Here is a 12,751-nt window from a genome sequence, read left to right on the forward strand (position 1 = left end):
ACGACAGGCCCGAGGCCGCTGCGCATGCCACTGGATTTCCTCACCCTCATGACGGTCATGGCGGCCAACCTGTTCATGATCTCGGCCGCGCTGCCGCTGATCATGGGCCGGGACGTGAGCCGCGCGGCCCGCAATATGCAGGCCAGCATGCTGCTGCAGGCGGTGGCCTGGTCGACCATCATCGCCTCGGCCACCCTGTGGGACCAGGCCCTCTCCACCCTGTCGATTGCCTGCAACGCGGCCGCGCAGTGGATGCTGTACCGGGCGCTGGAGGAATGGCTGGGCCCCCGCCCCTTGCGCCGCGTGCTGCTGGTGTTGGTGATTGCCGCCCCGCTGGGCTACACCCTGGGTTTTGGGCACTACGCCTGGCGCGTGGGCTGGGCCAACTTTTTGATGGCCACCATTTTGTGCATCGTTGCGCGCGCCACCCTGGCGCCCGTGGTGGAGGCCAACCTGCGCTGGCGCAGCCTGCTGATGGGCTGCCTGCTGACGTCGGCCGCTTTCACGCTGGCGCGGGGCATGCTGGGCGCCTTCACCGACCAGTACCCGAGCTTTCGCACGCCCCATCCCGTCAACCTGGCAGCTGCTGTGGCCACCAATGTGAGCCTGGTGCTGGGCACCGTCGCCCTGCTGGTGGCGTGGCGGTCGGAGGCAGAACACAAGCTGCGCACGCTGGCGATGACCGATGGCCTCACCGGCGTGCTCAACCGGCGAGGCTTCACCACCCAAGGCAGCAGCCTGCTGGCACACGCCGCACGCCACCAGTTGCCCATGACGGCAATGATGCTGGACCTGGACCACTTCAAGCAGGTCAACGACACCCACGGCCACGAGGCCGGAGACCGCGCCCTGCAACTGTTTGCCCGCCTGCTGGGTGACACCTGCCGCAGCGGCGACCTGGTCGGGCGCCTGGGGGGCGAGGAGTTTGGCGTGCTGCTGTTGCACAACAGCGCACCCGCTGGACTGGCCCTGGACCGGCGACTGCGCAGGCGCCTGCATGCCGCCAGCGTGGCAGAGCTGGGCTTTGCGCTGGACTACAGCGCCGGGATGGCCGTGCTGCAGCCGGGCGAAGCTGGCTTGGCCGAACTGATGGCCCGTGCCGACGGTGCCCTCTATGCAGCCAAGACGGCGGGCCGGGGGCGGCTGGTCGCGGCGGACTGAGGCAAGCAGTCCTGTTTTGATAGCATCAGGCGCAATACCCACTAGCGCCTGCGGCAGATTCTGGCAAAAATCCGTCCCCAAGCACCACGGACGCACTCGTCGCACACAATCCCTCCATGACCGCACTTTTTGAAGCCCTGCACCTGCGCAAACGTTATGGCGAGACCACGGTGGTGGACGACGTGTCCTTCGCCATTGCTCCCGGCGAATGCCTGGGGGTCATCGGCCCCAACGGCGCGGGCAAGACCACCACCATCCGCATGTGCCTGGGCCTGGCGTCGCCAGACGGGGGCGAAGTGCATTTCACGCCCCAGCCCGGCACGGCCCCGCTGCTGATGCCCCGCGATGCACTGGCCATCAAGGCGCAGCTGGGTGTGGTCACGCAGTTCGACACCCTCGACCCGGACTTCACCTGCGCCGAAAACCTGCGCGTGTTCGGCCGCTACTTCGGCCTGAAGGGCCCGGTGATGGACGAGCGTGTGCCCCAGTTGCTGGAGTTCGCGGCCCTCACCCACAAGGCCGACGCCAAGCCGGGCGAGCTGTCGGGCGGCATGAAGCGGCGCCTCTCGCTGGCGCGCGCGCTGGTCAACAACCCGCGCCTGCTGCTGCTGGACGAGCCCACCACCGGCCTGGACCCGCAAGCCCGCCACCTGATGTGGGAGCGGCTGCAACTGCTGCTGCAGCAAGGCAAGTCGATCCTGCTGACCACCCACTTCATGGACGAGGCCGAGCGCCTGTGCTCGCGCCTGCTGGTGCTGGACCACGGCCGCAAGATTGCCGAAGGCCGCCCGCGCGAACTGATCGCCCAACACCTGGAGCCGGATGTGGTGGAGGTGTTCGGCGTGGGGGCCGTCCAGATGGCCGAAGACACCGCGCTGCGCGCCCTGGCCGCCCGCGTGGAAATCAGCGGCGAGACCGTGTTTTTCTACACCCAGAACGCCCAGCCACTGCTGCAGGCCTTGGCCGCACACGGCCACCTGCGCACGCTGCACCGGCCAGCCAATCTGGAAGACCTGTTCCTCAAGCTCACGGGGCGGCAGATCCGGGAATAGGGCCGGCGGAACGGCCTGCCACCCGCCCCTGCCACCAGCCTTCGAGGGCTTGCGGTCCGCAAGGCTGCGAGAACAGATAGCCCTGCAGTTCGTCGCACCCCAGCCGGGCCAGCCACTGTGCCTGGTGCTCGGTTTCCACGCCCTCGGCCACCGTGCGCAGGCCCAACTTTTGCGCCAGGGCCACGATGGCGTCCACCAGTGCTTCGCCCCGGTCATTGCTCCCCAGGTCGCTGACGAAAGAGCGGTCGATCTTGAGCTTGCGCACCGGAAACCGCTTGAGCTGGCTCAGTGACGAATAGCCGGTGCCGAAGTCGTCGATGGCCAGCTGCACCCCCAGCGCGGTGAGGCGCTGCATGGTCTGCAGGGCCTCCTCCACGGGCTCCATGATCGAGCTTTCAGTGATCTCCAATTGCAGCAACCGGGGTGGGCACCCGGTGCTTTGCAGGGCGCGGGCCACCACCTGGTCCAGCTCGGGCTCCTGAAACTGACGGGCCGAGAGATTCACCGCCACCGGGATCTCCCCCCAACCGGCATCCAGCCACCGGCGTGCCTGCGCGCAGGCCTCGTTCAGCACCCATTCGCCCAGGGGCACGATCAGCCCCGTTTCTTCCGCAATGCCGATGAACTGCAGCGGAGACACCAGCCCACGCTCCGGGTCCGCCCACCGCACCAGCGCCTCCACCGACGACACGCGCCCCGTCCGCGCATCCATGATGGGCTGATAGTGCAGGCGCAGCCCGTCGTGCTCGATGGCATGGCGCAGGCCCGCCTCCACCCGCAGGCGCTCCGTCAACACCTCCGTCATGTGCGGGCTGAAGAAAGCCAGCCGATTCCCACCCAGGTCCTTGGCGTCGTACATGGCCACGTCTGCATTGCGCAACAACAGGTCGCCAGAGTCCCCATCCTGCGGGAAGACCGCAATGCCCAGGCTGGTGCCCAGCAACCAGCTGGACGTGCCGGTCTCCACAGGCAGGGTCAGCGCCCGCACAATGCGCCGCGCCATGGGCTCCACCACCGCCGGGTCCGGCAGGTCGGGCAGCACCACCACAAACTCATCCCCACCCGGCCGGGCCACCACATCGCCAGGACGCACACAACCCTGCAACCTGGCCGCCACCTCCTTGAGCAAGGCATCGCCCCGGGCATGGCCCAGGCTGTCATTCACTCCTTTGAACCGGTCCAGGTCCATGGCCAGAACGGCCACGCAGTGGCCCTGCTCCCGCGCCCGGTCCAACGCTGCGTCCAGCCGCTCCGTGAGGCTGTAGCGGTTGGCCAAGTCGGTCAGGGGGTCTCGCCGCGCCTGGCGCTCCAGCGTCTCCGTGTGCAGCGCGATGGACTGCTGCTGGCGCAGCAGGGACTCCGCCATCCGGTCCAGTGCCCGGGCCACCTGCCCCAGCTCTCCCGGTGGATAGGGTGTACCAATGGGTTCGGCGTAGTTGCCAGCATCCATGCGGCCAATGGCACGTATGGCGCGCATGGCATGGCGGCGCACTGCAAATTCCACCAACAGAAAAGCAGCAACGAACACGATGACCGCCAGCGCCAGCACCCCCAGCAGTGCGCTCCGGAACTGGCGCTCCACCGGGCCACGCAGGTCGTCCTCGGGCACGGCCAGGGCCAGACGCAGATCCGAGCCCTGTGCGCGCGGCAACTGGGCGCGCACCCAGACGCGACGCACGCCATCGGCCCCCTCCATCACGGCATGCCCTTCGACTGCTTGCAACATGAAAGTGCGTTCGGCGTCCCCCAGGGTCAGCGGCGCCACCTCCGGCCGGCGGAAGTCCATGATCACCGAACCGTCGGCATTCCATACCTGCAGATGCATACGCTCATAGCGCTGTGCATGCACTGTGGCCTGCCCGTAGTCCTGCATGTCGAGCGAGGCCAGCAGGATGAAGCGCAACGCGCCTCCCGCATCGCGCACCGGATACGCCACCTGCAGCACCCCCTTGCCCGTCAGGCGGCCTATGACCGCTTCCAGCACCGGCCCGGAGGCTGTCAGCGCACGCTGAAAGTAACTGCGGTCCCGGAGGTCCAGCGTACGGCCACTGCGCAGCGAATCACAGAACAGGGAGCCATCGGGCTGGATGGTGAGGATGCCGGTGTACTGAGGATGTTCCTTGAGGACATCTGCCAGGAAATCAGAGCAGGCGGCCTTGTCGCCCGCTGCCAGCAGGGGGACGCGCCCAAGGCCAAACAAGAGCTGCCCGGTACCAGCGATCTTGTCGTCCAGGTTGCTGGCAATGATGCTTGCCCGGGCCACCAGCCGGTCGCGCGCCTGTCCGGTGGTGGTCACCCGGAACTCCAGCAGCAGCCACACCAGGGCCGGCACAGGCAACAAAGAGGCTGCCAGCACCAGCCACAGGATCCGCGCACTCAGGCTCACAGGGGTTTCTCCTTCAGAAGCGCCGTCGTCGCACCGGCCCGCCGCAACAGCGGCCGCAGGCTTTCAGGCCACGCGGGGCCTGACCTTGCTCGCCGCCAGCTTGGCGTTCGCACGCGCCGTGTCCACATTCTCAGCCCGCGCCAGCGCCACGCCCATGCGGCGCTTCACAAAACTCTCGGGCTTGCCGAACAGGCGCAGGTCGGTGCCCGGCACGCGCAGCGCTTCTTCCACGCCGTCGAACACGATGCCCTGGGCTTCCACACCGCCGTAGATGACGGCACTGGCGCCGGGGTTGCGCAGACTCGTGTCCACCGGCAGGCCCAGGATGGCGCGGGCGTGCAGCTCAAACTCGCTCTGGTGCTGGGTGCACAGCGTGACCAGGCCCGTGTCGTGCGGGCGGGGGCTCACTTCGCTGAACCAGACGTCCTGGCCCTTGACGAACAGCTCCACACCAAACAATCCCTGGCCGCCCAGGTTGTCGGTGACGGCCTTGGCGATCTGGCGCGACTTTTCGAGCGCAGCGGGGTGCATGGGGTGGGGCTGCCAGCTTTCCACATAGTCGCCGCTCACCTGCACATGGCCGATGGGGTCGCAGAAACTGGTGGTGATTTGGCCGTCGGCGCCCACCGACCGCACGGTGAGCTGGGTGATTTCGTAGTCAAAGTCGATGAAGCCCTCGACGATCACACGGCCGTGGCTCACCCGGCCACCGGCCATGGCGTAGTCCCAGGCCTTCTTGACGTCCGCCGGGCCGTCGATCTTGCTCTGGCCCTTGCCCGAGCTGCTCATGACGGGCTTGACGATGCAAGGGTAACCAATCCCGCCATCAATCGCGGCCTGCAACTCTTCGAGCGAATTACAGAATTTGTACGGGCTGGTGGGCAGGCCCAGCGTCTCGGCGGCCAGCACGCGGATGCCTTCACGGTCCATGGTCAGGCGCGCAGCGCGGGCCGTGGGGATCACGCGCACGGTGCCCGCGGCTTCCAGCTCTTCGAGCATGGGGGTGGCGATGGCTTCGATCTCGGGCACCACCAGGTGGGGCCGTTCTGCTTCGATCAGCGCCTTGAGCTGGGCCGGGTCGCTCATGGTGATGGTGCGCGCGTGGTGGGCCACCTGCTGGCCGGGCGCGTTGTCGTAGCGGTCCACGGCAATGGTTTCCACCCCCAGGCGCTGCAGCGCGATCAGCACCTCCTTGCCCAGCTCGCCCGAGCCCAGCAGCATGACTTTGGTGGCATGGGAGGACAGGGGGGTTCCGAGAGTGGTCATGGCGGGGGCTTTCGAGAAGGTGAAAAAGTCGGTAAATGGCTGGACGCAGGCGACTTTAATGCACCCGGGCGCAGAACTTGCAATCGCCCTGGCATGTCCCCACCGCCCATGCCCTCCCCTTCCAGCACGGCCCGCTCGCACAGCCCCACCGACTGGCACGCCCAGGAGCTGCTGCTGATGCGCGAGGTGATGCGCCTCATCGGCCGCAGCCTGGCGCCCGGCCTGGTGCTGCGCGAAATGCTGCACCTGATGAGCGAACTGCTGGGCCTGAACCGGGGGCGCATCGTGCTGGTGGACAACGCCCCGTCCTCCCCAGCCGGCGCGCCGCGCACCGCCTCCATCCAGCACGCCTACGGCCTCACCCAGGCCGAGGTGCAGCGCGGGCGGTACGCCTGGGGCGAGGGCATCACAGGCCGCGTGCTGGCCACGGGGCAGCCTGCCATCGTGCAGGACATTGATGCCGAACCGCTGTTTCTGGCACGCGCAGTGGAGCGCAGCCAGCTGCCGCCCGAGACGGTGGCCTTCATCGCCCTGCCCATCGAGGTCAACAACGCGCCCATCGGCGTGCTGGCCTGCCACCGCATCCGCAGCCGCCAGCGCCACCTGAACGACGACCTGGCGGTGCTGCGCGTGCTGGCCACGCTGGTCGGGCAGCTGCTGCAGCTGGAAGCCCTGGTGGCCGAGCAGACGCGGCAGCTGCAGGCGCGCAACGCCGTGCTGGCCAATGCGCTCAACACCAAAAGCGCGCGCTACGGGCTCATTGGCAGCTCGCCACCGCTGCTGCAGGCCTTGAGCGAGCTGGAGCGTGTGTCGCAAACCCAGGCCACCGTGCTGCTGCTGGGCCAGTCGGGCACGGGCAAGGAGCTGTTCGCACGCGCCGTGCACCTGGCCAGCGGGCGGCGCGACCGGCCCTTCATCAAGGTCAACTGCTCGGCCATTCCGGACGCGCTGTTCGAATCCGAACTGTTTGGCTACGAAAAAGGCGCGTTCACCGGCGCCAGCACAGCCCGCGCGGGCTGGTTTGAGCAGGCTGACAGCGGCACCATCTTTCTCGACGAGATTGGCGAGCTGCCGCTGGCCCTGCAGTCCAAGCTGCTGCGCACGCTGCAGGAGGGCACGCTGGTGCGCCTGGGCGGGCAGCGCGAGGTCAAGGTCAACGTGCGCCTGGTGGCGGCCACCCACCGCGACCTGGCGGCCGATGTGGAGGCCGGCCGCTTTCGGCAGGACCTGTACTACCGCCTGAATGTGATTCCGATCCATCTGCCCTCGCTGGCCGAGCGGCGCGAGGACATCCGCGCGCTGGCGCTGCACTTTGTGAGCCGCGCGAACCAGGCGCACCAGCGCAATGTGAACCTGTCGCCCGACGCGCTGGCGCGGCTGGAGGAACACCCCTGGCCCGGCAACATCCGCGAGCTGGGCAATGTGATCGAACGCCTGGTGCTGCTGACCAATGACACGCTGGTGGCGCGGGCGGAGCTGGACCGGTTTCTGCCGGCTGCGTCCGTGCCGTTGCCTCCGCAGCCCGCACCACGGCCTCCTGCAGCCACCACGGCAGCAGAACGCCCGGCCATTGCCCCGGCGCCGCTGGTGCGTGACTACGCGCCGGCCCAATCGCACAGCGTGTTGGTGCTGCAGACAGCACTGGCCGAGCACCACGGCAACCAGTCGCGTGCAGCGCAGAGCCTGGGGCTGACGCTGCGGCAGTTCAGCTACCGGCTGCGCAAGGCGGGTCTGAAGTGACGACGGACACTGTGTCGACAATTTGTAGACACAGTGTCTGGCGCGGTCTGCTCCACCCTGGCTACCGACGCATGGCCACGTCCGGTTTACTATCAAATTAATAGCTACCAGCGCATATTTCACTATCGCTTCCAGCCATTTTGTTCAAATTTACCTATCTCCACCCGCTCTGGCACACCTGTTGCGATAAGGAAGGCAGGCATCCCGCCCACCACCGCACCGAAAGGTTTTCCATGAGCACCGTGACCGCCACCGCCTCCGACGCCGTCCTCATCTCACCCACCCAGCTGTTGGCCCTGCAAGCCGCAGAACCTGTGGTGCTGATCGACACCCGCGACGCCGACACCTATGCCCTGGGGCACATCCCCGGCGCGGTGAACCTGCGCGAGACATTCACGTATCTCGCCACCTCCACGCCCCAAGGCCTGCAGGAGCTGAAAGACACCTTTGCCGCGCACCTGGGCGCCATCGGCCTGTCGGGCGCCGAGACGGCCGTGTTCTATGAAGATGCGCTCAACAGCGGCTACGGCCAGTCGTGCCGGGGCTACTACCTGCTGACCTGGCTGGGCTACCCCAAGGTCAAGGTATTGAATGGCGGCTACTCGGCCTGGAAGGCGGCAGAGCTGCCCGTCTCCACCGAGGCCGTGGTGCCCACGCCCGCCATCTTCCCCACCCAGCTGGCCACCACCGATGTGATGCTGACCAAGGAAGATGTGATCGAGGCCCTGGGCACCGACACCGTGCTGCTGGACGTGCGCGATGTGGACGAGTGGATTGGCGACAGCTCCAGCCCTTATGGCAAGGACTTTGCGCCGCGCAAAGGCCGCCTGCCGGGCGCCAAGTGGCTGGAGTGGTACCGCTTCATGAAGCCCTCGCCTCAGGGTCCGGTGTTCAAGTCGCCCGACGAAGTGCGCGCCGAATGCGCCACGGCGGGCATCAGCCCGGCGGACACGGTGTACCTGTATTGCTTCAAGGGCGCACGCGCGTCCAACACCTTCCTGGCGCTCAAGCAGGCGGGCTTTGCCGATGTGCGCATGTACTTCGGCTCGTGGAACGAATGGTCGCGCGACGACAAGTTGCCGATCGAAAGCGGGCTGCCGCTGGTCAAGTTCCCCAAAAAGCCTGCGCTGGCACTGGCGGCCTGAGCCCCGTGCGTTGTTGCAGCGGGCATGGCCCGCTGCGAACCCTGTCCTTCTTTTTTTGCATTCCCTTCTCTTTCTCCAAGGAACACCATGTCCACCGATCTGCTGGAACCCTCTGCCCCCGTCACCACCGTGCACACACACCTGCGCCCCATCGACCGCGACGGGCTGATGGCCTTTGCCGACAAGGGCCGCAACAACCCTGCCAGCCGGGGCACCAACAAGGTCCATACGGTGATGGAGGGGCAGTACCGCTCGCTGAGCTATGTGGGCAACCATGCGCCGGTGGTGGTGGACGAGCCCCTGCACCTGTTCGGCCAGGACACGGCGCCTGCGCCCGGCGAGATCGTGCTGTCGGGCCTGGGCGGCTGCCTGGCCGTGGGCATCACGGCCGTGGCCACCTGGAAGCAGGTCAAGCTCAGCAAGATCGAGGTGTTCATGGAAGGCGACATCGGCAACCCCGCCGCCTGGGGTGCGGGTGGTGCGTTGCAGAAGACGCCGCCGGAGATGGGCTTTCAGGCGATCCGCGTGAAGGTGCTGGTGGAAGGCGATGCACCGCGCGAGGTGCTGGACGAGATCGTGCAGCACGCCAACTTCTACTCGCCCGTGGCCAACAGCATGCGCAACCCCATTCCGTTCGAGATCAGCCTCGCGGACTAAATAGCCCCGCCACCGAGCCCGCCCTGCGCACCCAAGGAGCCCCATGAACCCCGCCGACCTCCCTCCCCAACTCCACCTGGACGGCGCCCTGCAGGGCGATGCGCTGCTGGCCGCCGTGCGCCAGATCGCCCAGGGCCCGCTGGCCGCGCAGGTGGAGGCAATTGACCGCACCGGCTACTACCCCTGCGCGGAGCTGCAGCAGCTGGCCGCCGTGGGCGCGATGAGCGCGCACCTGGACAGCACGGCCGGCCCCGGCGACTACGGCCTGGCCATCCGCGCCATGGCCGAGGCCTCGCGCGTGTGCGGCGCCACCGGCTTCATGATGTGGTGCCAGGCGGTGTGTGGGCTGTACCTGCAGCAATCGGGCAACCCCGCGCTGATGGGCGATGTGCTGCAGCGCCACGCCAGCGGCGCAGGCATGGGCGGCACGGCGCTGTCCAACCCCATGAAGAGCTATGCGCAGATCGAAAGCCTGCTGCTCAAGGCCACGCCAGTGGAGGGGGGCTACCTCATCAACGGCACCCTGCCCTGGGTGAGCAACCTGGGGCCCGACCACTACTGCGGCGCGATTGCGGCGGTGGTGGAGGCCGACGGTGCGGCCAGTCAGCGCGAGGTGATGTTCCTGCTGCGCTGCGATGCCCCCGGCGTGGAGATGCGCGAATGCCCCAGCTTCTCCGCCATGGAGGGCACGGGCACCTATGCACTGCGGCTCAAGGACCATTTCATCGGCACGGCCGACACCATGGCCGACCCTACCCGGCCTTTCATCGCCCGCATCCGCGCTGCGTTTGTGATGCTGCAATGTGGCATGGCCGTGGGCATCACCCAGGGCGCCATCGACTCGATGTGGGCGGTGGAGGCCCAACTGGGCCACGTCAACCAGTTCCTGGAAGACCGGCCCGACGGGCTGCAGGCCGAGCTGGATGCACTGACTGCACGCGTCATGCAACTGGCCCAGACTCCGTTCGACACAAGCACCGATTTCTTCATCGACGTGCTGGACGCCCGCGCCCATGGCGCGGAGCTGTGCCTGCGCGCCGCCCAGTCGGCCCTGATGCACCAGGGGGCCCGCGGCTACCTGATGAGCTCGGACGTGCAGCGGCGCGTGCGCGAGTCGCACTTTGTGGCCATCGTCACGCCCGCCATCAAGCACCTGCGCAAGGAGATCGCCCGGCTCAGCACCGAGGAGATGCCTGCATGACACCCGCCCTCCCCACCGCCACCACGCCGTCGGTTGCCTCCGAGTTCGTGTTGAGCGCGGCATCGCAGGCGCTGTGCGATGCGTTTGCCGACGCGGCCGCCCAGGCGCCCTGGCAAAGCTACATCTGCAACGCCTGCGGCTACGTCTACCACGAGGCCGACGGCGACCCCGATGGCGGCCTGCCGCCGGGCACGCGGCTGGCGGACATACCCGACGACTGGGCCTGCCCGCTGTGTGGAGTGACCAAGGCCGATTTTTCTCCGTACGAAGCCCCCACGCTGGAGGCGCTGCGGGCGCAGGCCAGCGCAGCGCCAGCCGCCTCCCTCCGCGTGCGTGGCGAGCCGGGCGTGGTCATCGTCGGCGCGGGCCGTGCAGGCTGGCAACTGGCCGAAACCCTGCGCCAACACAGCGCCACGCTGCCCATCACCCTGGTGACGGCCTGCGCGGGCGACCGGTACGACAAGCCTTTGCTGTCGGTGGCCATGGCGCGCCAGCTGGACCCGCTGGCCCTGGTGTCCGAAACCGGTCGCGATGCGGCGCACCGCCTGGGCGTCATCCTGCTGGCCCACACCCATGCCGTGCGCATCTGCGCCGACACCCGCCAATTGCGCACCACGCGGGGCGTGCTGCGCTACGGCCACCTGGTGCTGGCCCACGGTGCGCAGGCCGCCTTGCCTCCGGGCTTGCCCGCCAGCCTGTGCTGGCGCGTCAACCACCTTGACGCCTACCAGCGCCTGCGCCAGCACCTGGGCGACCAGCCCAAGGACGTGCTCATCATCGGCGCGGGCTTGATCGGCAGTGAGCTGGCCAACGACCTGGCCCTGGGCGACCACCACATCACGCTGCTGGACACGGCCACCGAACCACTGGCGCGCTGGCGCGACCAGCAGGCGGGCCCGCAGCTGCTGGACGCCTGGAAAGACCTGTCCATCCGCTTTGAAGGCGGTCTGCAGGTGGAGCAGGTGGAACGCGTGGGCTCGCGCTACCGCGTCTCCACCACCAGCGGGCGGCGTTTTGCAGCGGACGAAGTGGTGGTGGCAGCAGGCCTGCTGCCCCCCCACCGCCTGGCGCAGAGTGCAGGGCTTGATTGGACCCATGGAATTGCGGTGGACGCAGGCACGCTGCAAACCAGCGTATCCCGCATCCATGCACTGGGCGATTGCATCAGCATCGACGGGCAGTGCAGCCGCTATATCGAACCGATTGCCCGGCAGGCGCGCACGCTGGCGGCCGCCATCCTGGGCCAACCGGTGGCCCCCTATGAGCACCGGGCGGCCGTGGTGCGGGTCAAGACCACCACCCGGCCGCTGACCCTGCATTGAGGCAGCCTCGGGCCCGGGCGGCAATCTTGCCCGGGCTGGCACAGGCAAAAAATTTTTGGCATCCACTGCATCCAAACGGCGTTTTCGTGGGTAGTACCTACAGCAGCGCATCTTGTCGCTGCTGTCCTATCAACCCACAGACCAGAGAGAAACGCCATGACCATCCACACGTCCCCCATCTCCCGCCTGCTGCCCCTGACGGGTGCCATTGCCGCCGCCGTGCTGCTGAGCGCCTGCGGTTCGATGATGTCGTCGTCCTCCAAATCCATGTATTCGCAGGACAGCCTGCCCGACAGCATCAAGGTGCCGGCTGGCAACAAGGTGGCGATGGAAACCGTGGGCGTGGGCGAGATCACCTACGAATGCCGCGACAAGGCCAACATGCCCGGCCAGACCGAATGGGTGTTCGTAGGCCCCAAGGCCGTGCTGAATGACCGCAGCGGCAAACAAGTGGGAGCCTACTACGGCCCGCCGGCCACCTGGGAGTCGAGCGATGGGTCCAAGCTGACAGCCACCCAGCTGGCCGTGGCGCCATCGGGCACGGGCAACCTGCCCTACCAGCTCGTCAAGGCCAACCCCGCCATGGGTTCGGGCGCCATGACCGGCGTGACCTTCATCCAGCGTGTGGCCCTCAAGGGCGGCGTGGCACCCGCTGCTGCCTGCACCACCGCCAACAAGGGCGAGCGCCAGATCGTGAAGTACCAGGCCGACTACATCTTCTGGAAGGCCGCGTAAACCACGCACACGCAATCCCCTGCCCAGCGGGGGCTACCGCCAGGCGGTGGCGGGTTTGCGGCTACGATGCGCCCACCCTTTAGCCA

The 12,751-nt window shown here is 67.7% G+C and carries 10 protein-coding genes; 8 read left to right on the forward strand and 2 right to left on the reverse strand.

Going from position 1 to position 12,751, the window contains the following annotated elements:
- Positions 1 to 24 precede the first annotated feature (24 nt).
- The gene (locus tag CLU87_RS18175) at positions 25 to 1,161 is read left to right on the forward strand and encodes a GGDEF domain-containing protein (RefSeq protein WP_099731366.1); all 1,137 of its coding nucleotides are present in this window, start codon (positions 25 to 27) and stop codon (positions 1,159 to 1,161) included.
- A gap of 116 nt (positions 1,162 to 1,277) precedes the next feature.
- Positions 1,278 to 2,213 carry an ATP-binding cassette domain-containing protein gene (locus CLU87_RS18180; protein WP_056745575.1) on the forward strand — a complete coding sequence of 312 codons (936 nt, stop codon included), beginning with the start codon at positions 1,278 to 1,280 and terminating at the stop codon, positions 2,211 to 2,213.
- Here the strand turns inward: CLU87_RS18180 and CLU87_RS18185 are convergent.
- Positions 2,188 to 4,599: a bifunctional diguanylate cyclase/phosphodiesterase gene (locus CLU87_RS18185; protein WP_099731367.1), complete on the reverse strand. Its 2,412-nt coding sequence runs from the start codon at positions 4,597 to 4,599 to the stop codon at positions 2,188 to 2,190. The genes CLU87_RS18180 and CLU87_RS18185 overlap by 26 nt on opposite strands.
- Positions 4,600 to 4,662: 63 nt before the next feature.
- Positions 4,663 to 5,865 (reverse strand): formate-dependent phosphoribosylglycinamide formyltransferase, encoded by a 1,203-nt coding sequence (gene purT, locus CLU87_RS18190; RefSeq protein ID WP_099731368.1) that lies wholly within the window; start codon positions 5,863 to 5,865, stop codon positions 4,663 to 4,665.
- Between the two features lie 108 nt (positions 5,866 to 5,973).
- Here purT and CLU87_RS18195 point away from each other — a divergent pair, with 108 nt between their 5' ends.
- The 6 genes from CLU87_RS18195 (at position 5,974) to CLU87_RS18220 (ending at position 12,665) form a co-directional block, all read left to right on the forward strand.
- A complete protein-coding gene (locus CLU87_RS18195; protein ID WP_233193815.1) occupies positions 5,974 to 7,605 on the forward strand; it encodes a sigma-54-dependent Fis family transcriptional regulator in 1,632 nt (543 codons plus the stop codon).
- Positions 7,606 to 7,838: 233 nt separating this feature from the next.
- A complete protein-coding gene (locus CLU87_RS18200) occupies positions 7,839 to 8,750 on the forward strand; it encodes a sulfurtransferase (RefSeq protein ID WP_056745584.1) in 912 nt (303 codons plus the stop codon).
- A gap of 87 nt (positions 8,751 to 8,837) precedes the next feature.
- Entirely contained in the window at positions 8,838 to 9,407 is a 570-nt protein-coding gene (locus CLU87_RS18205; protein ID WP_008905298.1) for an OsmC family protein, read from the forward strand.
- A 43-nt stretch (positions 9,408 to 9,450) separates the two neighbouring features.
- Entirely contained in the window at positions 9,451 to 10,608 is a 1,158-nt protein-coding gene (locus CLU87_RS18210) for an acyl-CoA dehydrogenase family protein (RefSeq protein WP_099731370.1), read from the forward strand.
- Positions 10,605 to 11,930, forward strand: a complete 1,326-nt coding sequence (locus CLU87_RS18215) for an FAD-dependent oxidoreductase (RefSeq protein WP_099731371.1) — start codon at positions 10,605 to 10,607, stop codon at positions 11,928 to 11,930. Before CLU87_RS18210 ends, CLU87_RS18215 begins: the two co-directional genes overlap by 4 nt.
- Positions 11,931 to 12,086: 156 nt before the next feature.
- Entirely contained in the window at positions 12,087 to 12,665 is a 579-nt protein-coding gene (locus CLU87_RS18220; RefSeq protein WP_099731372.1) for a DUF3455 domain-containing protein, read from the forward strand.
- The last annotated feature ends 86 nt before the right edge of the window (positions 12,666 to 12,751 follow it).

This window comes from Acidovorax sp. 59, from assembly GCF_002754175.1.
In the GTDB taxonomy this organism is placed as follows: Bacteria; Pseudomonadota; Gammaproteobacteria; order Burkholderiales; family Burkholderiaceae_C; genus Acidovorax; species Acidovorax delafieldii.

Excerpts from the sequence above, each read along its gene's own strand:
- CLU87_RS18175 (WP_099731366.1), top strand. The coding sequence starts at position 25 with ATGCCACTGGATTTCCTCACCCTCATGACGGTCATGGCGGCCAACCTG.
- CLU87_RS18180 (WP_056745575.1), top strand. The coding sequence starts at position 1,278 with ATGACCGCACTTTTTGAAGCCCTGCACCTGCGCAAACGTTATGGCGAG.
- purT (WP_099731368.1), bottom strand. The coding sequence starts at position 5,865 with ATGACCACTCTCGGAACCCCCCTGTCCTCCCATGCCACCAAAGTCATG.
- CLU87_RS18195 (WP_233193815.1), top strand. The coding sequence starts at position 5,974 with ATGCCCTCCCCTTCCAGCACGGCCCGCTCGCACAGCCCCACCGACTGG.
- CLU87_RS18200 (WP_056745584.1), top strand. The coding sequence starts at position 7,839 with ATGAGCACCGTGACCGCCACCGCCTCCGACGCCGTCCTCATCTCACCC.
- CLU87_RS18205 (WP_008905298.1), top strand. The coding sequence starts at position 8,838 with ATGTCCACCGATCTGCTGGAACCCTCTGCCCCCGTCACCACCGTGCAC.
- CLU87_RS18210 (WP_099731370.1), top strand. The coding sequence starts at position 9,451 with ATGAACCCCGCCGACCTCCCTCCCCAACTCCACCTGGACGGCGCCCTG.
- CLU87_RS18215 (WP_099731371.1), top strand. The coding sequence starts at position 10,605 with ATGACACCCGCCCTCCCCACCGCCACCACGCCGTCGGTTGCCTCCGAG.
- CLU87_RS18220 (WP_099731372.1), top strand. The coding sequence starts at position 12,087 with ATGACCATCCACACGTCCCCCATCTCCCGCCTGCTGCCCCTGACGGGT.